Raw genomic sequence first — 24,326 nt, 5'->3', positions numbered from 1 at the left:
TTACACGCGTCTTTGATACAAAAGATGACACCGATACGCCGCACGGCGGGGATGTTTACCGAGTCAGCTGCGCACGAATGCCAACAGCAGCGCGTAATCATTGGCGTCGGCAGCGCGAAGCGCCTGGATGTAGCGTTGGCGAACTTCGTTCACGATCACCAGGTTACCGCGCCCCCAGGAGAAGAGAGCAAGACCACATTGCCTCAGCAGGCAATCGGTCATGAGGCGAGCATGTCTACCGTTGCCATTGGGGAAAGCGTGTAGCCACACAAGTCGATGATGAAAGCGCACGGCAATCTCTTCTGGCGGGAATATGTTGTGCTCCAGCCAGTAAGCCACGTTGTCGAGCAATTGACGCAAGTTGACGGCAATCTGTGTCCAGTCACAGCCAATGTTTTTATCTGATTTTCGGAAAGTACCGGCCCACTTCCAAGTGTCGTCGAACATTTTCACGTGGAGTTCGCGGCAGAAATGATCATTCAGCACATCCAGCTTTTTTTGCCGAGCTACCCAACGCGAGGCTTTGAGGATGTTTTGCGCCTCCCATTCATCCAATTCGCCTTGGGTGGCGATGTGTCTCGGTTTCAGCCCAGCGACTTCGTCCGGATCGAGCGGGGTTTGACCTGGTTTAAGTTCCAGTTCTATTGCCATAGGCGTGTCCATGGACCGTCGAGCAATTCTTTGCGACGTTCATCAATCTGACGTTCGATGAAGGCATCAGAAGGACGTTGATCTTCGAGGCTCATGGAATGTGCGACGCCTAGGATTTCTTGCTTGGCCATGAGTTCAGCTCGGTCTCGGATGACTTCATGCAGGGGCTTTTTGGGGACCAGGCCGTACACGAGTTCACAGTCCAGTGCTGCTGCTAGCTTTCTCAGCTGTGCAAGCGATATCCGATCTTCAGCTTCGGAACGCTCGGACTTGGTCAACGTCACTGAAGACACGCCCGCCATTTCGGCCTGGGCTCTTAATGAGCGACCCAACGATTCTCTGATAGACCGCAACCATCCGCCTGGCGGAACGGGTGCGCCTTTAACGGTGTTAAAGGGTTCAATAGCGCGTTCTACTTGAGAAAGGCGCAGTTTGTAGAGGTTGGAAGTACCCATGGTGAAAGACCTTTGTAAGCCTATAGGCTATCAATATTGAAATAAATATTAGCCTATAGGCATACAGTAAGCACAAAAAATAAGCCTATAAGCTAACAAAATACAGGATTCTGTTTGCCTATAGGCTTACAAAGCAATTCCATTTGTTAGCTTTCAGAAGTTCAGGTCCACCAGTAGCGCACGAGGTGGAAGAAAATCGGCGCCGCAAAACACACCGAATCCAGCCGATCCAGCATCCCGCCGTGGCCTTCGATCATATGCCCCCAATCCTTCACCCCCCGGTCGCGCTTGATCGCCGACATGACGATGCCGCCAGCGAAGCCGAGCAGGTTGATCAGCAAGGCGATCAGGAACGACTGCCACGGGTTGAACGGCGTGGTCCACCACAGCGCCGCACCGATCAGGGATGACAGCAAAATCCCGCCGACAAAGCCTTCCACTGTTTTGGATGGCGACAGGTTGGGCGCGATCTTGTGTTTGCCGAACAGCTTGCCGCACACGTACTGCAGCACGTCCGAGAGTTGCACCACGATCACCAGGTAGGCGATCAGCAGCAGGTTGCGGCCTTCGTAGCCGGGGATGTCGAGGGTCAGCAGGGCGGGCACGAACGACACGCAGAACACTGCGATCATCAGCCCCCATTGCACTTTGGAGGCGCGTTCGAGGAAGTGCGTGGTGTCGCCGCCCAGGGAGGCGAGGATCGGCAGCAGCAGGAACACGTACACCGGGATAAAGATCGAGAACAACCCGTACCAGTCCGAGTAGATCAGCAGGTATTGCAACGGCAATGCCAGGTAGAACGCGGCCACCAGGGCCGGGTAGTCGCTGCGCCGGGTCGGCGTGAGGGTGAGGAATTCGCGCAGGGCGTAGAACGACACCGCGTAGAACAGCAGGATCACCGCACCGGTACCGAGCCAGAAGGCGATACCGATGACCACCACCATCACCCACCAGGCGTTGATGCGGGCGTTGAGGTTGTCGATCACGGCATTGGGGGTGCCACGGGTGCGCAGTTTGAGGATCAGGCCGATCAGCGAGGCGAGCACCAGTATCGCGCCGATGCCGCCGAATAACATCAGGGTTTGGCTATCCATCTCAGGAATGCTCCGGGGCGAGGGCGAGCAGGGCGTCGCGGGTTCGGGCAAGGAACGCGGCTTTGTCTTCGCCTTCTTCCAATTGCAAGGGAGCGCCGAAGCTGGTGGTGCACAGCAAAGGCAACGGCAGCACGCGGCCCTTGGGCATGACCCGGTTGAGGTTGGCGATCCACACCGGGATCAATTCGGCCTGTGGGTAACTTTTGGCCAGATGGTAGATGCCGCTTTTGAACGGCAGCAAGCCGTCCTCCAGGTTGCGCGTGCCCTCGGGAAAGATGATCAGCGAGTCGCCGCCTTCCAGCGCCGCGAGCATGGGCTGCAGGGGGTTATCCACAGGGTCCTTGCGCTCGCGGTCGATCAGCACGCCATTGAACACGCGGTTGATGATGTAGCGTCGCAGGGCGCTTTTATTCCAGTAATCGCTGCCGGCCACCGGGCGCGTGAATTTGCGCAGGTTCTGCGGCAGCGAGGCCCACAGCAGTACGAAGTCGCCGTGGCTGCTGTGGTTGGCGAAATAGATACGTTGCACCGGCACTGGCGCGCAACCCAGCCACAGGCTGCGGGCGCCGGTGACGGTGCGGGCCATGGAGGTAATCAGCGTGGCGACCACGGGTTCGAACATGGGGATTCCTTATGCGGCGAAAGGCAGCCAGGGGCTGGCGAGGATCACGGCGAGGGTGAGCAGCGCTTGCGCGCCCAGCAGCCAGGCTTGTTTGCGCAGCAATTTGAGGGCGCCGCGACGGCGCTCGTCCCAGGGCCGGCCGGCCCGCTTGGGCGATTGCAGGCCAAGGGTTTGCAGGGCTTGATCGAGGTCCGCCGTGCGCTCTATGTCGCGGGCCAGCAGGGCGAACAGGTCGGCATCAAAGGCCACCCGCAGCGCCCAGTACTTTTGCAGCAGCCCCAGGATAATCATCCACAGGCTGAGCAGCAGGCAGATGCTTGAAACACTCGCCATCAGCAACTGGGCCAGGCCGAATAACACCCCGGCCACGGTCAGGCCTGTGGATAACTGATCCAGTGAACGGCCACGGCGCAGCAGGCTGGCGACCACCTGGAGTTCCATATCAGCGGGCATGGGGCAAACCCTCCAACGCTTGACGATGAGCGGGATGCAGGACCACATGGGCCCGCGCTGTACGAATAATAGCCAGCGCCTGGTCCACCGTGGCAGCGCGCCCACTGTGCAGCAGCCAGGCGGCGACGGCGGTGGCACTGCGCGAATAGCCGAGGGCGCAGCACACCAGCACCGGGCCGCTTGCACGCAGGCGCTCGATGGCCTCGGCGGCTTGCTGGCAGTCGGCGGGTGTCGGGGCGATCAGGTCCAGCACCGGGATGCTTTGATACGCGCGGCCCTGTGGATTAATCGGCAATTCGGCACAGAGGTCGACGATGGCGCTGAATGAATTCTGCTCTTTCGCACTGGGAATCCGACCAAGCTACACGTTATCCACAATCAGATCCGGCTGTGGATGTTTGCGTGTCCACAGGCGCGAATTTATCCACGCACCGGCCAGGTAGGGGGCATACAGCCAGCGCGCCGCGGGTGTGAGCCGGCCATCGCTGCGTTTCTGAAAGCCCGACGCGCCGAGCACCAGGTAATTCGCCTTGATCAAGCCCAGGGACACCGCCGGCCAGAGCAGCCATAACCAGCCGCCGCCCAGGGAAAACGCCAGAATCGCCAGTGCCAAGGCTCCCAGGCCGTAGCGCAGGCCCACGCGCCAGCGCTTCGAATCCCGGGTCAGCCGTGCATTCAGCAAGGGGCTGGGGTGTTCCACCGGCCACAGCCACACGCATATCCAGCCGGCGAGGGCGCCTGTGGGTAAGTCGATAAAGTGATGTTGATAAGTGGTCAGCACCGAAATACCGATCAAGGCGAACCACCCATGCACCAGCCAGCGCCATAACCCTTGGGTGTGGCGCTGATACATGACCCACAGGATCACCAGCAGCGCGATATGCAGCGAGGGCGCCTGGTTGAACGGTTTGTCGAAACCCGCCAGCACGGCAAACAGCCAGCCGAACACGCCATCCAGTTCCGGCCGCTCGAAGGTGAAGCGCAGCGGCCAGATCAGGAAGCAACTCACGGCGATGACCTGCGCGCTCAGCAGGCGCAGCGCGTGTTGTTTCAGCTCATGGCGGCTGTTGGGCAGCAGCAGGGAGAAACCGTAAAGCAGGTCGATGGACCAATAGGGCACGATGGTCCAGGCCCAGAACGGCATATGGATTTCCCAGCCGAACACCAGGGTGCCGACATCGCTGCGCTGGCTGGTGACCCAGGTGGCGAAGCCGTAGGTGCTGAAAAACAGCGGCGCCAACAGCAGCAGCCACAGCACCGCTGGTTTCAATAGACCGGGTTCGCGCATGGTCAGATCTTCTGGGCCAGGGACACGGTAAAGATGCCCCACTCATCCACACGTTGGGTGATCTTGCGAAAGCCCGCGGCTTCTACCAGTTGGTCCATTTCCGCCTGGCTGCGACGGCGCATCACCCAGGCCTGGCCCTGGCGATGGCTGGTCAGTGCGCGGGCGATCAGTTCCAGTTGCGGGTGCCATGGCTGGCCGGTGTAGACCAGGTAACCGCCGGGCTCCACGGCTTCGGCCAGGCCGGCCAACGAACCGCCGACCATGGCGTTATCGGCAAACAATTCATACAGCCCGGACACCACCGCCAGCGTCGGCTTGGGTTGCAGTGCCGCCAAATCCAAGCGGTCAAACGCATCGCCTTTGACGAACTGCGCGACGTCTCCCAGGCCCTTCTCACGAATCAGCGCGCCACCGTCGCGCACGTTGATGTCGCTGTAGTCGCGCAGCAGGATCGATTCCGGCAGCGGCGACACGCCCTGCAAGGCTTCAAGAATGTAGCGCCCGTGGCCGGCGGCGATGTCGACGATGCGCACTTCGCGCTGTTCATCCCTCAGCTTGGCCATGGCCAGGCGCAGCAGTTCCTCGACGTTCAGCTTGCGCTGGCGAATACCGCGCCAGCCGATGGAGTTGAGGTAGTTGGTGTCGATCATGCGGCCCAGCCTGCCTTTGCCGGTGGGCGTGTTGCGGTACACGTAGTCCAGGGTGCTGCCGGAGTCGAAGCCGGTGTCGAAGCCCAGCTTGACGCCGTCCGACAGGTTCTTGCCCAGGCCCATGCTGGCGCGGGTCAGGCGCCAGTACAGGTCGCGCAGGGAATTGCGCGGCAAGGGCGCAGCGAGGGATTCGGATTCGGCGCAGGTGGCACCCAGTTTGTCGGCGTCCAGCAGGGACGCACGGTCCAGCGGGTGTGCGAAGTTCTGCAGGATAAAGCGCCTGGCGCTGCTCACGGCCACCGCGCGGTCACGCTCGCCGAGGGTGTCGTGGAAAAAACCGGGGAGGATATGCAGTTCTTTTTTCAGGCTGCCAAGGCGGTCGAAAAATTGCTGCTGGGGTTTGCGGTGCACCACAAAATCGGCGCCCGAGACCAGCAGTTGGGTCGGCACCTGGATCGCCTGGGCATCGGCGACAACCCGGTCGGCGGCTTCGTACAGGCCCAGCAGCACGTTCACCGAGATGGCCTTGGTGATCAACGGGTCGCTGTCGTAGGACGCCACGCGCTCCGGGTCATGGCTGAGGAACTTGGCCTTGACGTAGCTGTTGACGAAGAAGTTGCCGCGAAACCTGCGCATGAGCGCCAGGCCCGGCCGGGCAAAGGGCACGTACAGCTTGACCTTGAACGCCGGGGACGCCAGCACCAGGGCGCGGATTTTCGGCGCGTAGTCATGCACCCAGGTGGCTGCGATCACCGCGCCGACACTTTGGGCAATCACGGCACAGTCTTCTTCCTCGATGCCATAGGTGGCGCCGATATGGTCGCGGAAGGTCTGCACATCACGGGCGCTGGTGGCGAAGCTCGGGCTGTCGCCGCGTTCGCCGGGCGATTGGCCGTGACCGCGGGAGTCCCAGGCGAAGAAGTCGAACTGCGGCAAGTCCAGTTCATCCACCAGGTGCGCGATACGCCCCGAGTGCTCATGGCCGCGATGGAACAGCAGGATCGCCTTGCGCGGCTCGCCGTCCGCCGGCGCGCTGGCCGGCCAATGACGGTAGAAAAGCTCGACGCCGTCATGGGTACTGAAGGTGTGCTCTTGCTGTTCGCGCATTGCAAAATCCTTATGCAGAAGGGGAGATAGGTTGTTCTTCTTTCAAGCCCTGGCGCACCCGGTTGACCAGGGTGTAGGCGAGCAGGGCGGCGACCAGCCACATCACCGTGTCGATCCAACCGGCGCCGAGCCAGCCCAGCGCCACACCAGTGGCCAGCACGCCGAGGACAAACGCGCGGTCACTCTTGCCCATCGGCCCGTCATAGCGTCGTGAGGCGCCGACCATCGGCCCCAGCACCCCGGCGTATTCGCTGAACACCGCCAGCAGCGCTACCAGCAGCACCGGCACCAGGCTCACGCCGGGGATCAGCGCGAAGGGCAGGATCAGCGCACTGTCGGCAATCACGTCGCACAATTCATTGAGGTAGGCACCCAGGCGCGACTGCTGGCCGAACTCCCGGGCGAGCATGCCGTCGATGGCGTTGAGGGCCATGCGCAGGATCATCCACAGCGGGATCAGCGCAAACAGCCACAGGTGTTGGGCGAAGCTGGCGATCAACAGGCCGACCAGCAGGGAAATAACCCCGGCCAGCACGGTGATCTGGTTGGCCGTGGTGCCATTGTCATAGAGGCGCTGCACGAGTGGGCGCAGCAGGTTCTGAAACCGCGGTTTGAGCTGATAGATCGAAATCATGGGGGTGACGCTTCCTTGTCCGAGAGCCCGCGAAAAACTGCCTGGAGTGTGCCGATTATTCATGGCCTATACCAGTGATGGCGCGTGTTTATGGGGGTTTAGTCACGATCTGGAAAGCACTGAGGGACAAATGTGGGAGGGGGCTTGCCCCGATGGCGGTCTACCTGTTGATGCATATGCCGGCTGACCCACCGCCATCGGGAACAAGCCCCCTTCCACAGGAGATTTTTGCCATGTTCAAAAACCCTGTTTAACGAACAAAAATTTCACGCCACGTGTTATATCGTAACGAATTGTGTACAAGCGGGCGTGAGTGGATGCAAGTGGATCTAGAGGCGGACGGCGCTTCGGTTGAAGGCCTGCCGCGTTTTCAGCAAGGGCTGTTCCATGCCCGCCGATTGCGGCAAGCCGGTATCAGCCTGACAGTACTGGCCGTAGTCGGTTGGGTGCAGGCGTTGTTTGTCGCGCTGTTTGCACCGTTGTCGATCTGGCCGGTGGTGTTGATCAACTGCGCATCGGCCCTGCTGGTGCTGGTGGCAGGGCTGCAGTCGGCGTGGTGGGTGGCCGATTGGCGGGCCCAGGCGCTGGAAGGGCCGGCAATCGAATTACCCGTTGAAGAAACGGGTCGTTACGCACGCCTTGTGGGGCGCTTTGGCCGGCAGATCGGCGCCCCGGTCTTGTGGCTGGGCGGCTGGTCGCTGCTGGCGCTGGTCAGCATCATCGAATTCTGGAACCTGGGCCTGCCCTCGGCGCCTGTCGGCCAAGCGGCCAGCGTGGGGGCTGCGTTGGCCTTGGCCCTGGCGTTTGGCTTGTTGGTGTTCGAACGGCGCCTGGCTCAGGAAACCACGGCCCAGTGGCCGGAAGCCGCGCAACTGGCGCAGTTGAGTCGGGTGGCGATTATCTGCCTGGTGGTCAGTGCCATTTGCCTGCTGTTTGCCGGGGCCGAGTCGGTCTGGCCGTTGCGCCTGGCGGTGCTGGTGGGGCTGTTGCCGGCGCTGGTGGCGGTGGAGTTTCTATTAAGAGGCCTGCTGTCGCTGTTCAGCCCGCGCCAGCCGCGCCTTGAACCACGCCTGATGGCGCAGAGTTTCATCGCCGGGTTGCTGCGCTGGCCGCCACAACCGCTGCTGGCGTTGCAGCACGAATTACACAACCGTTTCGGCATCGACCTGCGCCAGATCTGGGCGTTTACCTACATGCGCCGCGCGTTTTTGCCGGTGTTGCTGGTGGTGCTGGCGGTCGGCTGGGCGCTGACCGGTGTGCATGAAGTGCCCCTGCAAGGCCGTGGGATTTATGAGCGCTTTGGCAAACCCGTCAAGGTGTTCGGCCCTGGCCTGCATGCCGGGTTGCCGTGGCCTTTGGGCCGTGTGTTAAGCATCGAGAACGGCGTGGTGCATGAGTTGGCCACCAGCGTCAGCGAGGCCGCCGCACCGGAGTTGGCGCCTGCCGAAGGCCCGGCACCGCTGGTTGCCAATCGGCTGTGGGATGCCAGCCATGTGAATGACAAATCCCAGGTGATCGCCAGCAGCAGCGGCGACAAGCAGAGCTTCCAGATCGTCAATATGGATGTGCGCTTCGTTTACCGCATCGGCCTCACCGACCAGGCCGCACTCGCCGCCACCTATAACAGCGCGGATGTGCCGACCCTGATCCGCAGCACCGCCAGCCGCATCCTGGTACACGATTTTGCCTCGCGTACCCTCGACGAATTGCTCGGCGAACAACGCACGCGCCTGGCCGACGAAATCGGCCGCGCCGTGCAGGCGGATTTGCAGACACTCGACAGCGGTGTGGAAATCCTCGCCACTGTCGTGGAAGCCATCCACCCACCGGCCGGCGCCGCCAATGCCTACCACGGCGTGCAAGCCGCGCAGATCGGCGCCCAGGCCCTGATCTCCCGCGAGCGCGGCGCCGCCAGCGAACACACCAACCAGGCCTTGCTGCAAGCCAGCACCGCCCGCGACCAGGCCTTGGCCACCGCCCGCGAAGTGAATGCCGGTGCCCAAGCGGCCGACCTGCGCTTTACCGCCGAACAAAAGGCCTACGCCGCGGCCGGTCGGGCCTTTGTGCTGGAACAGTACCTGGGCCAACTCAGCCTGGGTCTGGCCCACGCCAAGCTGCTTATTCTGGATCACCGCCTGGGCGCCGATGGCGCGCCGACGATTGATCTGCGTTCTTTTACTTTGCCGGCCGACCCTTCGCTGCCGCGTAAAGCCGTTCAATAAGGAGTCTGTCTGTTGAGCGCTCATTCTCACGATCATGGTCACCACCACGGCCACCATCACCATCATCACGGTGATGAACAGGCGGCGGGTCCTTTCCCTTGGCGGCGTATGGCCTGGGCGGTGTTGCTGGTGCTGTTCGCGGTGGCGGCGGCGAGCCTGGTGCAGGTGCGCTCCGGCGAGGCCACGGTGATTACCCGCTTCGGCAACCCGTCGCGGGTGTTGCTGGAACCGGGCCTGGGCTGGCGTTGGCCGGCGCCGTTCGAGGCGGCGATCCCGGTGGACTTGCGCCTGCGCACCACCTCCAGCGGCTTGCAGGATGTGGGCACGCGCGACGGCCTGCGGATTATCGTGCAGGCCTATGTGGCGTGGCAGGTGCAGGGCGATGCCGACAATGTGCAGCGCTTTATGCGCGCCGTGCAGAACCAGCCGGATGAGGCGGCGCGGCAGATCCGGACCTTCGTCGGCTCGGCGCTGGAAACCACGGCGGCCAGCTTTGACCTGTCGAGCTTGATCAACACTGAGGCCAGCCAGGTGCGCATTGCCGATTTCGAGGCGCAGCTGCGCCAGCAGATTGATCAACAATTGCTCACCACCTATGGCGTGCGCGTGGCGCAGGTGGGGATCGAGCGCCTGACGTTGCCGTCGGTCACACTCACCGCCACCGTCGACCGCATGCGTGCCGAGCGCGAAACCATCGCCACCGAACGCACGGCCGTGGGCAAGCGCGAGGCCGCGCAGATTCGCTCTGCGGCTGAGCGTGACGCGCGCATCGTGCAGGCCGATGCCACGGTGAAAGCCGCCGACATCGAAGCCCAGTCACGGGTCGAAGCCGCGCAGATTTATGGGCGTGCCTACGCCGGCAATCCGCAGCTGTATAACTTGCTGCGTTCCCTGGATACCTTGGGCACGGTCGTGACCCCCGGCACCAAAATCATCCTGCGCACCGACGCCGCGCCCTTTCGCGCGTTGGTGGACGGGCCCAAGGACGTTCAGCCATGACCGAGCGTGACAGCCCGGACAGCCCCTGGATCCAGGCCGGGCGCCTGACGTTCCTGGCGTTGTACGCGGTGACGGTGTTGGCCGCATTGGCATGGGCGTTTTCCAATGTGCGGCAGATCGACCCGCAGAACCGTGCGGTGGTGCTGCACTTCGGCGCCCTCGACCGCATCCAGAATGCCGGGCTGCTGCTGGCCTGGCCGCAGCCGTTCGAGCAGGTGGTGTTATTGCCGGCGGCCGACCGGGTGATCGAGCGTCGGGTGGAGAACCTGTTACGTTCCGATGCGGCGGTGCAGGCTGATCGTGTGGCCAGTTTCGCCACGCCCTTGAGCGATACCCTGGCCGGCTCCGGCTACCTGCTGACCGGCGATGCCGGAGTGGTGCAGCTGGATGTGCGGGTGTTCTACAAGGTCACCGAACCCTACGCCTTTGTGTTGCAGGGCGCGCATGTGCTGCCCGCCCTGGATCGCCTGGTGACCCGCAGCGCCGTGGTCCTGACGGCGGCGCGCGATCTGGACACGATCCTGGTGGCGCGCCCCGAATTGATCGGTACCGACAACGGCGCCGCCGAGCGTCGCGAGCGGCTGCGGGGTGACTTGGTGCAAGGCGTCAACAAGCGCCTGGCCGAGTTGGCCGCCACCGGTCTGGGGCTGGGCATCGAGGTGACGCGGGTCGATGTGCAATCGAGCCTGCCGGGCCCGGCGGTGAACGCATTCAACGCCGTACTCACCGCCAGTCAACAAGCCGACAAAGCCGTGGCAAACGCCCGGACCGAAGCGGAAAAACTCACCCAGAGCGCCAACCAGCAGGCCGACCGCCTGGTGCAGGTCGCCCACGCCCAGGCCAGTGAACGCCTGGCCAATGCCCAGGCGCAAACGGCCACGGTCGCCAGCCTGGCCCAGGTCAAAGACCCGGGCTTGCTGTTGCGCCTGTACCGCGAGCGTATGCCGAAGATTCTCGGCCAGGCCGGTTCGGTGACCACGGTCGATCCTAAAGACGACTCCCGCTTGATCATCCAGGGAGCCGAACAATGAGCGCACCCATGCTGACCTCCGCCGAGCAGCGCAGCGCTGCCCGGCAATTGACCCTGGCCATGCTCGCCCTTGGCTTGCTGATGCTGGGGCTGGTATGGCGCTGGCTGGCGCCGGACCAGACGGGCGTCAGCCAGTTGCTGCTCGGTGTGGCCTCGTTGCTGGTGGCGGTGCCGGTGATGCGCTCGGCCTGGTACAGCCTGCGTTTTCCCAGCCTGCATGGCATTACCGACCAACTGATCGCCCTGGCGATGCTCGGCGCCTGGGCCACCGGCGATCTGCTGACCGCCGCGCTGCTGCCGATCATCATGATCTTCGGCCACGTATTGGAAGAGCGCAGCGTGATCGGCTCCCAGGAGGCGATTCATGCCCTGGGTAAACTGACCCGCAGCCATGCGCGGCGGGTGCAGGTCGACGGCAGCATCATCGAAGTGGATAACGGAACGCTGAGCACCGGCGATATCGTCGAGGTGCGTGCCGGTGATCGGGTGCCCGCCGATGGCGTGGTGCTGTCGGGCCAGGCGAGCCTGGACACGGCGCCGATCACCGGCGAGTCGGTACCGTTGGAAGCCAGTGTGGGTGTGCAGGTGTTTGGCGGGGCGATCAACCTCGATGGCCTGTTGCGCCTGCAAGTGACGCGCACCGGCAACGAGTCGACCCTGGGCAAAGTCATCGCGCTGATGCAGAACGCCGAACGTTCCAAGCCGCCGATCACGCGGCTGCTGGAGCGTTACGCGGGCAGCTATATGGTGTTGGTGTTGCTGCTGGCGGCAGTGACCTGGTTTGTGACCAATGACGCCCAGGCGATGCTCGCGGTGCTGGTGGCGGCGTGCCCATGCGCCCTGGTGCTGTCGGCACCGGCGACGGCGATTGCCGGGATCGCCGTGGCGGCCCGGCATGGGATCCTGATTCGCAGCTCGGCGTTCCTCGAAGAGTTGGCGGACCTGACCTCGCTGGTGGTGGACAAGACCGGCACCCTGACTTTTGGCACCCTGCGTTTGCAGTCCATCGAGACCTCGTCGACCGACCGCCAGGCGCTGCTCAACCTTGCGGCCAGCCTCGGTTCGGCCAGTAGCCACCCGGTCAGCCGTGCGTTGGCGGGCTTGGCGACTCAGGCGCAAATGCTGGCGCTCACGGATATCCGCGAGCGCCAGGGCTTAGGCGTTGTGGCACAGACCGAGCAGGGCGAAGCGGCGTTGGGCCGTCCCGAGTTGTTCGAGCAATTGGGTATTGTCACGACGACGGTGCCGAACCATGACGGCCCGATTGCCGGGCTGGCTCTGAACGGGCAGTTCCTGGCCTGGCTGCTGCTGGCCGACAGCGTCAAGCCGGAGGCGCGCCAGGCCCTGCAAGAGTTGCGGGATTTGGGCCTGGGTCGTCAACTGCTGCTCACTGGCGACCGTCAAAGCGTGGCCGACAGCCTGGCGCTGGACGTGGGCATCAGCGATGTCGAAGCCCAGGCGTTGCCCGAGGACAAGCTCAACCGCGTGCTTGGGGAAATCGGCAGCGGCTTCCGGCCCATGGTGGTCGGTGATGGGATCAACGATTCCCTGGCGCTCAAGGCTGGCGTGGTTGGGGTGGCCATGGGCGCGGGTGGGGCGGACATTGCGCTGGCCTCGGCGGATGTGGTGTTGATCGGCAGCGACCTACGGCGCCTGGGCACCTGTGTGCGCTTGAGTCGCCAGTGCCGGCGTACGTTGCAGGTCAACGTGGTCATCGGCCTGGGCTGGACCTTGGCCATCGTGGTGTTTGCCGCCTTTGGCTGGTTGGGTGCTGCGGGGGCGATGATTGCGGCGGTGTTGCATAACCTCAGCACCTTGCTGGTACTGGGCAATGCCGGGCGTTTGCTGCGGTTTCAGGAGCCGCTGTCGAAGCTTGAGGATTAATTTCAGAAATATTTGCATACGGCTGTAACGCCGATAAGGGGCCTCACTCTAGTGCTGTGTCGAGACTGGGCAATCCGTTCAGACCGACGCCACTACCGATCACGAGGAATACGAGAATGAAGATTAAATCCGCTGCTGCTGGTGCTGCCCTGGCGATGGCCGCCGCCACCATGTTTGCTGGTGTTGCGACCCAGGTACAAGCCGCCGATGCGCAAGTGCATTGCTACGGCGTGACGTCCTGCAAAGGCATGAACGACTGCAAAACCGCTGAAAACGCCTGCAAAGGCCAGGCGGTGTGCAAGGGCCACGGCTTCAAGGCCATGACCAAGGCCGCCTGTGACGCAGCGGGCGGCAAAGTCGGCGAATAACCGGCAAACGAGTGCAACCGCAGCGGCAGCCCCCGCCGCTGCGGACACTTTTCCCAGGAGTGAGCCATGTCCGCTTCCCTTCCAAGTCTGGGTTACGGCCTGGGTTTACGCAGTGAGTACTACCAGCAGATCCTTGAACAAGCGCCGGCCGTGGATTGGTTCGAAGTGATCTCCGAGAACTATCTGGTGCAGGGCGGTAAAGCCTTGTACTACCTGGATGCGATAGCCGAGCGTTACCCGTTGGTGATGCACGGTGTGTCCCTGTCCATCGGCGGCCCCCACCCCGTCGACATGGACTACCTGAAACACCTCAAGCAGCTCGCGGAGCGTATCCAGCCCGCGTGGATTTCCGATCATTTGTGCTGGAGCCGTGGCAGCGCGCACCAGTTGCATGACCTGCTGCCCCTGCCTTACACCGAAGAAAGCCTCTACTACGTAGCTGCTCGCGTTCGCCAAGTGCAGGATGTGTTGCAGCGCCCGCTGGTGCTGGAAAACGTATCCAGTTATGTGCGTGCCAAGGCGGATGAATTCACCGAATGGGAATTCCTCAATGCCCTGGCCCACCTGTCGGGCTGCCAGTTGCTGCTCGACGTTAACAATGTGTATGTCAGTGCGCGCAACCATGGCTTCGATGCCTGGACCTTTATCCGCAACCTGCCGCCCGACAGCATCCGCCAGCTGCATCTGGCCGGGCATATGGATTACGGCGACTACGTGGTCGATACCCACGACCATCCGGTGTGCGACCCGGTGTGGGCGTTGTATCAACAGACCCTGGAGCATTTGGGGCCGGTCTCGACGCTGTTGGAGCGCGATGACCATTTCCCGCCGTTCCAAGCGCTGCTCACCGAGCTGGAAAAGGCCCGGAAGCTGGGCGCCGCAGCCTTGGCCCGGAGGTCGTTATGCGCCTGACCGACTGGCAGTTGGCCTTTGAACAGCACTTGTCAGCGCAGACGCCTGATGCCAACAGTGGCTTTGCCGCCACGTTATTGGGCGGACCGACGCTGGATGTAGACACTGGCCTGGCGATCTATCACAACGCTTATCTGGCACGGCTGCAGGAGGTGTTGCGGCACGACTTCAGCGCCATCCGGTATTGGTTGGGGGATGATGAGTTTGCGCTGCTGACGCAAGCCTATGTGCGTCGTTATCCGTCGGCCCACTACAGCCTGCGCTGGTTGGGCGAGCGGTTTCCGGCGTTTATCCACGAGCACCTGGTGGCCGAGCAAAGTGCGCCGCTGGTTGAACTGGCCCAGTTGGAGTGGGCCTTCACCCTGGCGTTCGATGCGCCGCAGGGTGAGCCGCTGACCCAGGATGATATGGCGGTGCTGCCGCCCGAGGACTGGCCCGGTTTGCAGGTCTCCCTGACACCATCCGTACAGCAGCGGCTTTGCCACTTCAACACCGTGGCCATCTGGCGTGCCAGCAAGGATGGCGCGGATTTCCCCGACAGCCACACCTTGGACTTCGCACAGATCTGCCTGGTATGGCGCGATCAGAATGTGTGCCGTTATCGCAGCCTGGGACCGGCCGAGGCGTTTGCGCTGGCGGGGGTGGTGACGACCGGTTGGCGCTTCGCAGAACTGTGTGCGCAACTGGCAGTCACTTATGGAGAGGGTGCACCACTGCAAGCGGTGACATGGCTGAAACAGTGGATCCAGGACGGTTTGCTCCAGCGCCGGGCCCCATAGAAGAACGCTATCAAATCGATAGCCTCCTACTTTTTCTCGGGATGGTCTACCCTCATTCCAGACGTCTGAAACAAGGGGGGACTACTCATGCTCGCGCAACTTCCACCGGCCTTACAGAATCTTCAGCTGCCGCTGCGTCTTCGACTCTGGGATGGCCATGAATTCAACTTGGGCCCCGAGCCCAGTGTGACCATCGTGGTGAAGGACCCCACGGTCGTGCCCCAACTGACCCATCCCACACTCGACTCGTTGGGTGAAGCCTTCGTCGAGGGCAAACTGGAGCTGGAAGGTTCCATCAGCGAAGTGATCCGGGTCTGTGATGAGTTGAGTCATGCCTTGGTCGAGGACGACGGCGCGAGTCTGCCGGTGCGCTCGATCCACGACAAGGCCACCGACGCCGCGGCTATTTCCTACCATTACGACCTGTCCAACGAGTTCTACCAGCTATGGCTGGACCAGGACATGGCGTACTCCTGCGGTTATTTCGAAACCGGCAGCGAATCCATCGACCAGGCCCAGCAAGACAAATTCCGCCACCTGTGTCGCAAGTTGCGCTTGCAGCCAGGCGAGTACCTGCTCGACGTAGGCTGTGGCTGGGGCGGCCTGGCACGTTTCGCAGCGCGTGAGTTCGGGGTGAAAGTGTTTGGTATCACCCTGAGCAAGGAACAGCTGGCATTGGCCAAGGAGCGGGTGAAAGCCGAGGGCCTGGAAGACCAGATCGACCTGCAACTGCTCGACTACCGCGATCTGCCCCAGGATGGTCGTTTCGATAAAGTGGTGAGCGTAGGCATGTTCGAACACGTCGGCCACGCCAACCTGGCGCAATACTGCAAGACCCTGTTTGGTGCCGTGCGCGAAGGCGGCCTGGTGATGAACCACGGCATTACCGCCAAGCACACCGACGGCCGGCCTGTTGGCCGTGGCGCCGGGGAGTTTATCGAGCGTTATGTGTTCCCCAACGGCGAACTACCCCATTTGGCGATGATGACCGCCGAGATCAGCGAAGTCGGGCTGGAAGTGGTCGACGTCGAAAGCCTGCGCCTGCATTACGCGCGCACCCTGGACCATTGGAGCGAGCGCCTGGAAGACAACCTGGAAGCGGCGGCGAAGCTGGTGCCGGAGCAGGCGTTACGCATCTGGCGGCTGTACCTGGCCGGGTGTGCCTATGCGTTTGCGCGGGGCTGGATCAACCTGCACCAGATCCTCGCGGTGAAGCCTCACGCGGATGGCAGCCATGAACTGCCGTGGACGCGGGAAGACATCTATCGCTGAGCTGATGTTCCAGAAAAGTGGAGATCCAACTGTGGGAGGGGGCTTGCTCCCTCCCACATTTTTTACCGCATTGGCCGTTAGAGAATCGGTGAGATCAAGCGCGCCACCCGCATGCCCAGTTGCTGCAGGCGGCGGGTCTCGCGGCTTTCTTCCTGGCTCACTTCATGGGCCTGGGCGAAGTCGTCCAGCAGCATCTGTTCCACCTGCTTGGCGAAGGCTTCGTCGACCGTCAGCAACATCACTTCGAAATTCAGCCGGAATGAACGGTTGTCCATGTTCGCACTGCCGATGGCGCTGATCTCGTTGTCCACCAGCACCACCTTCTGATGCAAAAAACCCGGCGTATAGCGGAACACCCGGACACCGGCGCGCACCGCTTCGATCGCATACAGGCTGGACGCGGCGTACACGATGCGGTGGTCGGGCCGCGATGGCAGCAACAGGCGCACGTCCACGCCCCGCAGGACCGCCAGGCGCAGGGCGGCGAACACCGCTTCGTCGGGGATGAAATATGGGCTGGTGATCCACACCCGCTCGGTGGCCGCATGGATGGCCTCGACGAAAAACAGCGAACAGGTTTCATACGGATCGGCCGGGCCGCTGGCGAGCAATTGGCAGAGCACGCCGTCTTCGGGGTAGGCGTCCGGCAGGATCAGCGGCGGCAGCTCGCGCGCGGCCCAGAACCAGTCCTCGGCAAACGACTCCTGCAAACACGCCACCACCGGGCCGGTGACTTGCACATGGGTATCGCGCCATGGTGCCAATGGCGGTTTTTTGCCCAGGTATTCATCGCCCACATTGTGCCCACCGACAAACCCGGTGACACCGTCCACCACCACGATCTTGCGGTGGTTGCGGAAGTTGACCTGGAAACGATTGAGCCAACCGCTGCGGGTGGCGAATGCCTTGACCTGCACCCCGGCGTCGCGCAGCGATTGCACGTACTGATGGGGCAGGGCGTGGCTGCCGATGCGGTCGTACAGCACGTAGATGCCCACGCCTTGGGCGGCCTTTTCCTTCAACAGCGCCTGTAACTGACGGCCGAGTTCATCGTCATGAATGATGAAGAACTGAAACAGCACGGCGGTTTTGGCACTGCGAATGGCGTCGAAGATTGCACTGAAAGTGGCCTCGCCGTTGATCAGCAAGCGCACTTCATTGTTTGCCAGGCACGGCATGCGCCCCAGCTTGGGCATGGCGCGTAACGAGGCGTAGGCGCTGGAGTTGCGCGCAGCGAGAGCCTCCTCGACCCAGGGGCGCCAGTTCAGCTCGGTGATCGCGGTGTGCATTTCCTGGTTGGCCTGGCGACGGGCCTGGATATACGCGTCGAAGGTGCTGCGGCCAAAGATCAGGTAGGGGATCAGGGTGAGATAGGGCATGAACATCAGTGACAGGGCCCAGGCGATCGAGCCTTGGGCGGTCCTGACGGTCAGCACCGCGTGGATCGCGGCGAGAGTCCCGAGAAAATGCAGCGTGGCGATGAAGTAGGCGAGCAGGTGCGGGCCAAAGAAATCCATGGACGACGGTACTCCAGGCAATCCAATGCCTAACAGACCATGAACGGCTGCGAATGTCGCTATTTTATTTGCCGTGCAACACTGGCACTTTTGCGGCGTCTAACGCCCACAATTGCCCAGGAGTTACCCGATGAATGCTCGTCTGCTTGGTTTGGCCATGGTTGTTGGTTTGTCGTTGCCGCTGGCAGCGCAGGCGCAGATGCTGGCGCCGGGCTTGTGGGAATTGACCACCAGCAACATGAAAGTCGATAACCAGGACCTGCCGGACCTGTCGCTGATCCTCGGTCAGCTCAAGCAGCAGATGACCCCCGAACAGCGCGCCATGCTGGAAAAACAAGGCATCACCATGGCCGGCAAAGGCGTGCAGGTGTGCCTCACCCCGGCACAAGTCGCCTCTGATTCGATCCCCCTGACCGACCCCCAATCGGGCTGCAAGCAGGAAGTGACCGACAAGACCGGCAACCAGTGGAAATTCCGCTTCAGTTGCCCCAAAGCCCAGGGCACCGGCGTCGCTACCTTCCAGAGCCAGAAAGAATTCACCACCACCGTCAACGGCACCTTCAATGCCACCGGCGTTCAGCAGAAGGGCAGCCTGGATACCCACGCCCAATGGCTGGGCACCGATTGCGGCACGGTCAAGCCTCGCGCTTAACCTGTAGGAGCGAGCTTGCTCGCGAAAAACCGGAGAGCGCCACCGGGTGTCAGGTCCCCTGCGTTATCGTTAACGCTCTTCGCGAGCAAGCTCGCGCCTACCTTAGGAAATGCAGCGGTAAACCCTGGCAGCTGTCGACCACCTGGCCGTTGTGCCAGGCCAGGTGGCCGGAGACCAGGGTGGTACTCACGCTGTGGCGAAAGCTGCGTTCGGCGAACGGTGTCCAGCCGCAGCGGGCAAGAATCGGCTCATCCCTGACCGGCTTTCCCTCGGGCTCCGGTTTGATCAGCACCAGGTCGGCCCAATACCCTTCGCGCAGGTAACCCCGGTCGGGGATGGCAAACAGGTCGGCGACACGGTGGCTGGTCTTGGCCACCAGGGTGGCCAGGGGCAGCAGCCCATCGGCGACCAATTCCAACAACGCCGGCAGCGCGTGTTGCACCAGGGGCAGACCCGCGGGCGCTTCACGATACCCCAACTGTTTTTGCGCCCAGGTATGCGGCGCATGGTCAGTGCCAATCACATCCAGACGATCACTCAGCAAGGCCAGGCGCAGGGCGTCGCGGTCGGCGCGGGTCTTGATCGCCGGGTTACATTTGATCTGGTGGCCGAGGCGGTGATAGTCACGGTCATCGAACAGCAGGTGATGCACGCAGACCTCAGCAGTAATGCGTTTTTGTGCGAGGGGTTTGTCTTCGAACAATGCCAACTCGCGGGCGCTGGTCAGGTGCAGTACATGCAGGCGCGTGCCGTGACGCTTGGCCAGTTCCACCGCGAAGGAGGATGAGCGATAGCAGGCTTCGGCATCGCGGATCAGCGGGTGGGCGACGGCGGGGATCCTGTCACCAAAGCGCTCACGCATGCGCTGCTCGTTGGCTTGGATGCTCGGCGTGTGTTCGCAGTGGGCCAGCAGAATGGTCGGCACTTCGGCAAACAGCCGTTCCAGGATCCGTGGGTCGTCCACCAGCATATTGCCGGTGGAGGCGCCCATGAACACTTTGACCCCGGCCACTTCGCGCGGGTCAAGGGCGGCGACGGTGTCGAGGTTGTCGTTGCTGACCCCGAAGTGAAAGCCGTAGTTGGCCACCGAGTGCAGGGCCGCGCGGCGCTTTTTATCGGCCAGGGCTTCCAGGTTCAGCGTGGCCGGGTTGGTGTTGGGCATGTCCATGACGCTGGTGATGCCGCCGGCTACCGCTGCGCGGGACTCGCTGTAGAAGCTGCCCTTGTCCGGCGCGCCGGGGTCGCGAAAGTGCACCTGGTCGTCAATCATGCCCGGCAGCAGCCACTGCCCGTGGGCGTCGATGGACACGGGCGCGGCGTTCCCGCCGATGCTGCTGGCGATCTTTTCGATACGGCCATGGGCGACCAGCACGTCGGCGTCGAATTCCTCGCCTTCGTTCACCAGGCGGGCGTTGCGGATCAGCAGGCGGCTCATGGCTCAGAACTCGTTTTGCAGGGCTTTGTAACCGCGTACCAGGTCGACGTTGGTACGTGCCACGTCTTCGGAAAACTCCGAGGCACTGACACTCACCGGCGGGAATTGCGACAGGTCGGTATTCGGCCCGATGCGGGTGGTGGAGGGCACGTAGAAGGCGGCGGGCAAATCACGGCCGTCGACCACCGAGTTATGGCGCACCACGCAGCCATCGCCGACGGCGCAGTTGAACAGCACGCTGTTGAAACCGATAAACACCCGGTCGCCGACGGTGCAGGGGCCGTGGACGATGGAGCGGTGGGCGATGGATGTAAATTCGCCTATCGTCACCGCCGCGCCGGACTTGGAGTGGATGACCACGCCGTCCTGGATGTTGGAATTCGCGCCGATGGTGATCGGGTCCATGGCGCCGCCGGCGTCGACTTCGTCGGCGCGGATCACGGCGTAGGGGCCGACAAACACGTTCTCGCCGATGATGACCTTGCCGCAGATGATCGCGGTCTTGTCGACGTAGGCCGATTCGGCAATCACCGGCAGATCACCGGAAGGGTTCTTGCGGATCATGCAACTGGCTCCGTCATGATGTGAACGTAGGCGCCGTCGATGGCGTTGTAGAAACAGGTGGGGCGGCCGGTGTGGCAGGCCGGGCCTTGCTGGTCGACGATCAGCAGTACCGCGTCGCCGTCACAATCCAGGCGCGCTTCCACCAACTGTTGCCTGTGGCCGGAGCTTTCGCCTTTGCGCCACAGCTGTCGGCGCGAGCGCGACCAATAGCAGACCTGCCCGGTAGCCAGTGTTTCGTTGAGGGCCTGGCGATTCATCCAGGCCATCATCAGCACTTCGCCGCTGTCATGTTGCTGGGCGATGGCGGCGATCAGGCCATCGCTGTTCCACGGCAGGGCGTCGAGCACGGCGGCGAGTGGAAAGCGGCTGCCGACGGCAGCCCCTTCCAGTTCGAGCATGCTCAGGGTCACGGCCTGCTCAACGCTGCGCACAGGGTGTTGAGGTTGTACTCGAACAGCCCGGTGAAGGTGCTCGCCGGGCCTTCGGCAGCCAGGGCGTCGGAGTACAGCGTGCCGCCAATCTGCGCGCCGCTTTCATCGGCGATCTGCTTGAGCAGGCGCGAGTCCTTGATGTTTTCCATGAACACCGCCTTGACCTTGTCCTTGCGGATCTGGGTGATCAGCGCGGCAACTTCGGCGGCCGAAGGTTCACGTTCGGTGGACAGGCCTTGTGGCGCCAAGAACTGGATGCCATAGGCCTGGCCCAGGTAACCGAAGGCGTCATGGGAGGTGACGATGCGACGGTTACCCGGTGGCAGCGCGCCGAACTTGGTCTTGGCTTCGGCCAGCAGGCGGTAGATTTCTTTCAGGTAGGCCTGGCTGTTGCGCAGGTAGTCGGCCTTGTTGGCCGGGTCGGCGGCCACCAGTGCCTTGGTGATGTTGTTCACATAGATTTCGGCGTTGGCCAGGTTGTGCCAGGCGTGCGGGTCGGGGATGGTTTCGCCGTCTTCCTCCATGGTGTGGGAGATCACACCTTTGCTGGCGGTGACCACCGTGGCCTTGGTTTCGGTGCTGGTGACCAGGCGGTCCAGCCACGGCTCGAAGCCCAGGCCGTTCTTGATGATCAGCTTGGCCTTGAGCAGCGCCTTGGCATCGTCCGGGGAGGGTTCGTAGGTATGGGCATCGGCGTCGGGGCCGACCATGTTGCTGATCTGGATGTGATCGCCACCGATCTGGTGGGTGATGTCATCGAGAATACTGAAGCTGGTAACCACCTGGAGTTTGTCGGCGGCCTGGGCCATCGACAACGGCAGCAGCAAACTGAACAGCACGAGTAGAGCGCGCATCGGGAAACACCTCATTGGGATGTAAGCAAAGGCGGGCGGCGCAGCAAGCCGTGCACCGGACCGAAGACCACGGACAGCAGGTACCCACCGCCAGCCACCAGCACAATCGCCGGGCCGCTGGGCAGCGAGAAGTAGAACGACAGCAACAAACCCAACCACACCGACAGGCATCCCAGCACCGCCGATACCGCGATCAACACCGGCAGGCGCCGACTCCAGAAGCGTGAAGCGATGGCCGGCAACATCATCAAACCCACCACCATCAAGGCGCCGATGGCCTGGAAGCCAATCACCAGGTTCAGGACCACCAGGGTCAGGAACAAGCCGTGGGCCAGGGGGCCAAGGCGGCTGACGGTTTGCAGGAACAGCGGGTCGAGGGTGTCCAGCAGCAGCGGTTTGTAGATCAGCGCCATGGCGATCAGGCTGAACCCGGAGACCCAGAGCATGCCGGTCAGGGTGGTTTCGTCGACGGCCAGGGCAGAGCCGAACAGCAGGTGCAGCAAATCCAGGCGCTTGCCGGCAAGGCCCAGGATCAACACGCCGGCGGCGAGGGAGATGGGGTAGATGGCCGCCAGGCTGGCGTCTTCGCGCAGGCCGGTGCGGCGGGTGATCCACGCCGACAGGCCGGCCATGCCCAGGCCAGCGCCCAGGCCGCCGATGGTCAACGCGGGCAGGCTCAAGCCCGCGAACCAGAAGCCCAGTGCGGCGCCGGGCAATATGCCGTGGGCGACGGCGTCACCGATCAGGCTCATACGGCGCAGGATCAGAAATACGCCGAGCGGGGCGGTGCTGCAGGCGAGCACCAGACCGCCGATCAGGGCGCGACGCATGAAGACGAAGTCGAGGAAGGGCATCCACAGGTGGGCGGTGAAGTGCATCAGGCCACCTGCATGTGCGGCTGCGGGCGGATCAACTCTTTGCTGAAACCGAACACGCAGCCGCTGCTTTTGATCTGCACCACTTGTTGGGTGTGTTGGCGTACGGAAGCCAGGTCATGGCACACCACCACCAACGTTCGGCCTTCGGCGTGCCAGGCGTGGATATGGCTCCAGCACAGCGCCTGGCCTTCTTCGTCCAGAGCGGCATGGGGCTCGTCAAGCAGTAACACTGGCGACTCGGCAAGGCTCATGCGAGCGAGCAATGCGCGTTGTAGTTGGCCGCCTGACAACGCCATCAATGGGCGCTGTTCCAGGCCACTGAGGCACCATTCTTCCAGCACCTTCTGCAGGCGCTGGCTGCGTTGTTGCGGGGTGAGCCGCGTGCCCCAGAAACCGGCGGCGACCAGTTCTTGCAGGCTGATGGGGAACTGACGATCAAGGTGCTGTTGCTGGGGCAGGAACGACAGGCCACCTCGGCGTGGAACATCCACGGTCACTTTGCCCGCCAACGGTTTTTGCAGGCCGGCGATGACTTTGAGCAGGCTGCTTTTGCCGCAGCCATTGGGGCCGATCACGCCGGTGAGGCTGCCTTTTTCCAGGGTGAAATCCACGGCGGGTGTCAGCGGTTGGCCAGGGGCGCCCCAGCGCAAAGCAGTGCAGGTGATCATGCAGGGTTTCTCGTCCAGCGGCTTTCAGCCACGGCATCGTGCGCGTGCAGGCTTTCGGCGTGGATCACTTTGAGGTGAAAGGCTTTGACCGCATCCGAGCGTTTCAAGGCGAGGTTAAGGCGGCGGGCGGCGTCTTCGCAGAACATCAGGTTCTGCCCGTTGGCCAAGGCAAAGGCTTGTTCGTCCGCGCGTTTTACGGCGGTTTGTACGGCGGTGCCGAGGGCGGCTTCGGCAGCATTGATCAGCTCCGTCAGCGCCAGATGCTCGCCTTGCAGGTGCACGTGCAACTGCGCGCTGCTGCGCTGGCTGTGGGGCGTGGCGACGATACCGTTAGCGCTGCCGAGCCAGGTCAGCACATCTTCATGCTGCAACGGCGTGTTGCCGAAGTCTTGGAGAAATTGCTGCTGAATCAACTGCCTGGCGAGGGCGGCGGAACAGGGGCAGGTTGAAGAATAGGTAACGTCAATTTTTAGTTCCACGTGGAACATCTGGTTTTCCAGGCGCGCTTCGATGCTCACCGGGTAGCCCTTCCAGCCGGCCAATGGGCTGACCAGCGCCGGGCGTTTCAGCAGTAAATTCGTGTGCAGACGCAGGTAGGCGTTCTTAGATAAATCTTCATGACTGTCGAGAAACCGCTGCAGTACATTGCGCAGAAGTGCAGGCGTAACGGGCTGCTGTTCGAGCATCTCCAGTGCCAGGTACAGGCGTGACATATGAATGCCACGAGCGGTGCCATCGTCCAGGCTGACGCCGGCATCGGCGCTGGCGCTCAGGCGTTGGCCGTCAATGAGGATCGGCAGGGCGATGCCGCACATGCCCACCCAGTCGAGTGGCAAGGCTTGGCGTGAAGCCTGCGCGGCAATATCCGGCAGAGTCAGCGCATTCATAAGCAGGTCCATCGTTGGAA

The 24,326-nt window shown here is 62.7% G+C and carries 24 protein-coding genes and 1 pseudogene; 9 read left to right on the top strand and 16 right to left on the bottom strand.

Annotation, left to right across the window (positions count from 1 at the left end; translation table 11 throughout):
* Window positions 1-63: 63 nt before the first annotated feature.
* From F6S08_RS00765 to F6S08_RS00730, 8 genes and pseudogenes are all read right to left on the bottom strand, one after another.
* Entirely contained in the window at window positions 64-651 is a 588-nt protein-coding gene (locus tag F6S08_RS00765) for a mobile mystery protein B (RefSeq protein ID WP_315871156.1), read from the bottom strand.
* Entirely contained in the window at window positions 642-1,106 is a 465-nt protein-coding gene (locus F6S08_RS00760; protein ID WP_065926795.1) for a helix-turn-helix domain-containing protein, read from the bottom strand. The genes F6S08_RS00765 and F6S08_RS00760 overlap by 10 nt, the downstream gene beginning before the upstream one ends.
* A gap of 161 nt (window positions 1,107-1,267) precedes the next feature.
* Window positions 1,268-2,200 (bottom strand): phosphatidate cytidylyltransferase, encoded by a 933-nt coding sequence (locus F6S08_RS00755; protein WP_032885177.1) that lies wholly within the window; start codon window positions 2,198-2,200, stop codon window positions 1,268-1,270.
* A gap of 1 nt (window position 2,201) precedes the next feature.
* Complete coding sequence (locus F6S08_RS00750) at window positions 2,202-2,822, bottom strand: lysophospholipid acyltransferase family protein (RefSeq protein WP_027608186.1); 621 nt, start codon at window positions 2,820-2,822, stop codon at window positions 2,202-2,204.
* Window positions 2,823-2,831: 9 nt separating this feature from the next.
* Window positions 2,832-3,275, bottom strand: a complete 444-nt coding sequence (locus tag F6S08_RS00745) for a hypothetical protein (protein ID WP_137211743.1) — start codon at window positions 3,273-3,275, stop codon at window positions 2,832-2,834.
* Window positions 3,265-4,563, bottom strand: a pseudogene (locus tag F6S08_RS00740) (phosphatase PAP2/dual specificity phosphatase family protein). Before F6S08_RS00740 ends, F6S08_RS00745 begins: the two are co-directional and overlap by 11 nt.
* Before the next feature lie 2 nt (window positions 4,564-4,565).
* On the bottom strand, window positions 4,566-6,320 hold the full coding sequence (locus F6S08_RS00735; RefSeq protein WP_065946440.1) for a bifunctional alpha/beta hydrolase/class I SAM-dependent methyltransferase: 1,755 nt from the start codon (window positions 6,318-6,320) through the stop codon (window positions 4,566-4,568).
* Window positions 6,321-6,330: 10 nt separating this feature from the next.
* Window positions 6,331-6,954 carry a CDP-alcohol phosphatidyltransferase family protein gene (locus F6S08_RS00730; RefSeq protein WP_065926791.1) on the bottom strand — a complete coding sequence of 208 codons (624 nt, stop codon included), beginning with the start codon at window positions 6,952-6,954 and terminating at the stop codon, window positions 6,331-6,333.
* 317 nt (window positions 6,955-7,271) lie between these two features.
* On the opposite strand from F6S08_RS00730, the gene F6S08_RS00725 reads away from it, so the two are divergent.
* The 8 genes from F6S08_RS00725 to cfaB all read left to right on the top strand — a co-directional run bounded on the left by F6S08_RS00725 (window position 7,272) and on the right by cfaB (window position 16,420).
* On the top strand, window positions 7,272-9,176 hold the full coding sequence (locus F6S08_RS00725) for a protease modulator HflK (RefSeq protein WP_315871155.1): 1,905 nt from the start codon (window positions 7,272-7,274) through the stop codon (window positions 9,174-9,176).
* 9 nt (window positions 9,177-9,185) lie between these two features.
* Entirely contained in the window at window positions 9,186-10,175 is a 990-nt protein-coding gene (gene hflC / locus F6S08_RS00720) for a protease modulator HflC (protein WP_161985718.1), read from the top strand.
* Complete coding sequence (locus tag F6S08_RS00715) at window positions 10,172-11,206, top strand: protease modulator HflK (RefSeq protein WP_315335404.1); 1,035 nt, start codon at window positions 10,172-10,174, stop codon at window positions 11,204-11,206. The genes hflC and F6S08_RS00715 overlap by 4 nt, the downstream gene beginning before the upstream one ends.
* Complete coding sequence (locus F6S08_RS00710; RefSeq protein WP_065926787.1) at window positions 11,203-13,089, top strand: cation-translocating P-type ATPase; 1,887 nt, start codon at window positions 11,203-11,205, stop codon at window positions 13,087-13,089. Before F6S08_RS00715 ends, F6S08_RS00710 begins: the two co-directional genes overlap by 4 nt.
* Window positions 13,090-13,205: 116 nt before the next feature.
* Complete coding sequence (locus F6S08_RS00705; RefSeq protein ID WP_027608195.1) at window positions 13,206-13,457, top strand: membrane protein; 252 nt, start codon at window positions 13,206-13,208, stop codon at window positions 13,455-13,457.
* Window positions 13,458-13,523: 66 nt separating this feature from the next.
* Entirely contained in the window at window positions 13,524-14,369 is an 846-nt protein-coding gene (locus tag F6S08_RS00700) for a DUF692 domain-containing protein (RefSeq protein ID WP_315871154.1), read from the top strand.
* Window positions 14,360-15,148 carry a DNA-binding domain-containing protein gene (locus F6S08_RS00695; RefSeq protein WP_315871153.1) on the top strand — a complete coding sequence of 263 codons (789 nt, stop codon included), beginning with the start codon at window positions 14,360-14,362 and terminating at the stop codon, window positions 15,146-15,148. Before F6S08_RS00700 ends, F6S08_RS00695 begins: the two co-directional genes overlap by 10 nt.
* An 87-nt stretch (window positions 15,149-15,235) precedes the next feature.
* Entirely contained in the window at window positions 15,236-16,420 is a 1,185-nt protein-coding gene (cfaB, locus tag F6S08_RS00690) for a C17 cyclopropane fatty acid synthase CfaB (protein ID WP_065926784.1), read from the top strand.
* A gap of 77 nt (window positions 16,421-16,497) precedes the next feature.
* On the opposite strand, the gene cls is transcribed toward cfaB, so the two are convergent.
* Window positions 16,498-17,937, bottom strand: a complete 1,440-nt coding sequence (cls, locus tag F6S08_RS00685; RefSeq protein WP_065926783.1) for a cardiolipin synthase — start codon at window positions 17,935-17,937, stop codon at window positions 16,498-16,500.
* A gap of 130 nt (window positions 17,938-18,067) precedes the next feature.
* On the opposite strand from cls, the gene F6S08_RS00680 reads away from it, so the two are divergent.
* Entirely contained in the window at window positions 18,068-18,589 is a 522-nt protein-coding gene (locus F6S08_RS00680) for a DUF3617 domain-containing protein (RefSeq protein ID WP_027608200.1), read from the top strand.
* Between the two features lie 97 nt (window positions 18,590-18,686).
* Here the strand turns inward: F6S08_RS00680 and F6S08_RS00670 are convergent, their stop codons facing one another.
* From F6S08_RS00670 to folE2, 7 genes are read right to left on the bottom strand one after another with little or no spacing between them, the layout of a single operon-like run.
* Complete coding sequence (locus F6S08_RS00670) at window positions 18,687-20,024, bottom strand: dihydroorotase (RefSeq protein WP_137211739.1); 1,338 nt, start codon at window positions 20,022-20,024, stop codon at window positions 18,687-18,689.
* Between the two features lie 3 nt (window positions 20,025-20,027).
* Window positions 20,028-20,588 carry a DapH/DapD/GlmU-related protein gene (locus tag F6S08_RS00665; protein WP_027608202.1) on the bottom strand — a complete coding sequence of 187 codons (561 nt, stop codon included), beginning with the start codon at window positions 20,586-20,588 and terminating at the stop codon, window positions 20,028-20,030.
* Entirely contained in the window at window positions 20,585-20,998 is a 414-nt protein-coding gene (gene hisI / locus F6S08_RS00660) for a phosphoribosyl-AMP cyclohydrolase (RefSeq protein ID WP_315871152.1), read from the bottom strand. Before hisI ends, F6S08_RS00665 begins: the two co-directional genes overlap by 4 nt.
* On the bottom strand, window positions 20,995-21,873 hold the full coding sequence (locus F6S08_RS00655) for a metal ABC transporter substrate-binding protein (RefSeq protein ID WP_065926781.1): 879 nt from the start codon (window positions 21,871-21,873) through the stop codon (window positions 20,995-20,997). Before F6S08_RS00655 ends, hisI begins: the two co-directional genes overlap by 4 nt.
* A gap of 11 nt (window positions 21,874-21,884) precedes the next feature.
* Window positions 21,885-22,751 carry a metal ABC transporter permease gene (locus F6S08_RS00650; protein ID WP_065926780.1) on the bottom strand — a complete coding sequence of 289 codons (867 nt, stop codon included), beginning with the start codon at window positions 22,749-22,751 and terminating at the stop codon, window positions 21,885-21,887.
* Complete coding sequence (locus F6S08_RS00645) at window positions 22,751-23,419, bottom strand: metal ABC transporter ATP-binding protein (RefSeq protein ID WP_315871151.1); 669 nt, start codon at window positions 23,417-23,419, stop codon at window positions 22,751-22,753. Before F6S08_RS00645 ends, F6S08_RS00650 begins: the two co-directional genes overlap by 1 nt.
* Entirely contained in the window at window positions 23,416-24,306 is an 891-nt protein-coding gene (gene folE2, locus F6S08_RS00640) for a GTP cyclohydrolase FolE2 (protein ID WP_065926778.1), read from the bottom strand. Before folE2 ends, F6S08_RS00645 begins: the two co-directional genes overlap by 4 nt.
* Between the last annotated feature and the right edge of the window lie 20 nt (window positions 24,307-24,326).

The organism is Pseudomonas sp. JV449 (assembly GCF_032424295.1).
Taxonomy (GTDB): Bacteria; Pseudomonadota; Gammaproteobacteria; order Pseudomonadales; family Pseudomonadaceae; genus Aquipseudomonas; species Aquipseudomonas marginalis.
This window is presented reverse-complemented; position numbering and strand designations above follow the sequence as displayed.

Bases quoted from the DNA above. Each gene is read 5' to 3' on its own strand.
- F6S08_RS00765 (WP_315871156.1), bottom strand. From the start codon at position 651: ATGGCAATAGAACTGGAACTTAAACCAGGTCAAACCCCGCTCGATCCG.
- F6S08_RS00760 (WP_065926795.1), bottom strand. From the start codon at position 1,106: ATGGGTACTTCCAACCTCTACAAACTGCGCCTTTCTCAAGTAGAACGC.
- F6S08_RS00755 (WP_032885177.1), bottom strand. From the start codon at position 2,200: ATGGATAGCCAAACCCTGATGTTATTCGGCGGCATCGGCGCGATACTG.
- F6S08_RS00750 (WP_027608186.1), bottom strand. From the start codon at position 2,822: ATGTTCGAACCCGTGGTCGCCACGCTGATTACCTCCATGGCCCGCACC.
- F6S08_RS00745 (WP_137211743.1), bottom strand. From the start codon at position 3,275: ATGCCCGCTGATATGGAACTCCAGGTGGTCGCCAGCCTGCTGCGCCGT.
- F6S08_RS00735 (WP_065946440.1), bottom strand. From the start codon at position 6,320: ATGCGCGAACAGCAAGAGCACACCTTCAGTACCCATGACGGCGTCGAG.
- F6S08_RS00730 (WP_065926791.1), bottom strand. From the start codon at position 6,954: ATGATTTCGATCTATCAGCTCAAACCGCGGTTTCAGAACCTGCTGCGC.
- F6S08_RS00725 (WP_315871155.1), top strand. From the start codon at position 7,272: ATGCAAGTGGATCTAGAGGCGGACGGCGCTTCGGTTGAAGGCCTGCCG.
- F6S08_RS00715 (WP_315335404.1), top strand. From the start codon at position 10,172: ATGACCGAGCGTGACAGCCCGGACAGCCCCTGGATCCAGGCCGGGCGC.
- F6S08_RS00710 (WP_065926787.1), top strand. From the start codon at position 11,203: ATGAGCGCACCCATGCTGACCTCCGCCGAGCAGCGCAGCGCTGCCCGG.
- F6S08_RS00705 (WP_027608195.1), top strand. From the start codon at position 13,206: ATGAAGATTAAATCCGCTGCTGCTGGTGCTGCCCTGGCGATGGCCGCC.
- F6S08_RS00700 (WP_315871154.1), top strand. From the start codon at position 13,524: ATGTCCGCTTCCCTTCCAAGTCTGGGTTACGGCCTGGGTTTACGCAGT.
- F6S08_RS00695 (WP_315871153.1), top strand. From the start codon at position 14,360: ATGCGCCTGACCGACTGGCAGTTGGCCTTTGAACAGCACTTGTCAGCG.
- cfaB (WP_065926784.1), top strand. From the start codon at position 15,236: ATGCTCGCGCAACTTCCACCGGCCTTACAGAATCTTCAGCTGCCGCTG.
- cls (WP_065926783.1), bottom strand. From the start codon at position 17,937: ATGGATTTCTTTGGCCCGCACCTGCTCGCCTACTTCATCGCCACGCTG.
- F6S08_RS00680 (WP_027608200.1), top strand. From the start codon at position 18,068: ATGAATGCTCGTCTGCTTGGTTTGGCCATGGTTGTTGGTTTGTCGTTG.
- F6S08_RS00670 (WP_137211739.1), bottom strand. From the start codon at position 20,024: ATGAGCCGCCTGCTGATCCGCAACGCCCGCCTGGTGAACGAAGGCGAG.
- F6S08_RS00665 (WP_027608202.1), bottom strand. From the start codon at position 20,588: ATGATCCGCAAGAACCCTTCCGGTGATCTGCCGGTGATTGCCGAATCG.
- F6S08_RS00655 (WP_065926781.1), bottom strand. From the start codon at position 21,873: ATGCGCGCTCTACTCGTGCTGTTCAGTTTGCTGCTGCCGTTGTCGATG.
- F6S08_RS00650 (WP_065926780.1), bottom strand. From the start codon at position 22,751: ATGCACTTCACCGCCCACCTGTGGATGCCCTTCCTCGACTTCGTCTTC.
- F6S08_RS00645 (WP_315871151.1), bottom strand. From the start codon at position 23,419: ATGATCACCTGCACTGCTTTGCGCTGGGGCGCCCCTGGCCAACCGCTG.
- folE2 (WP_065926778.1), bottom strand. From the start codon at position 24,306: ATGAATGCGCTGACTCTGCCGGATATTGCCGCGCAGGCTTCACGCCAA.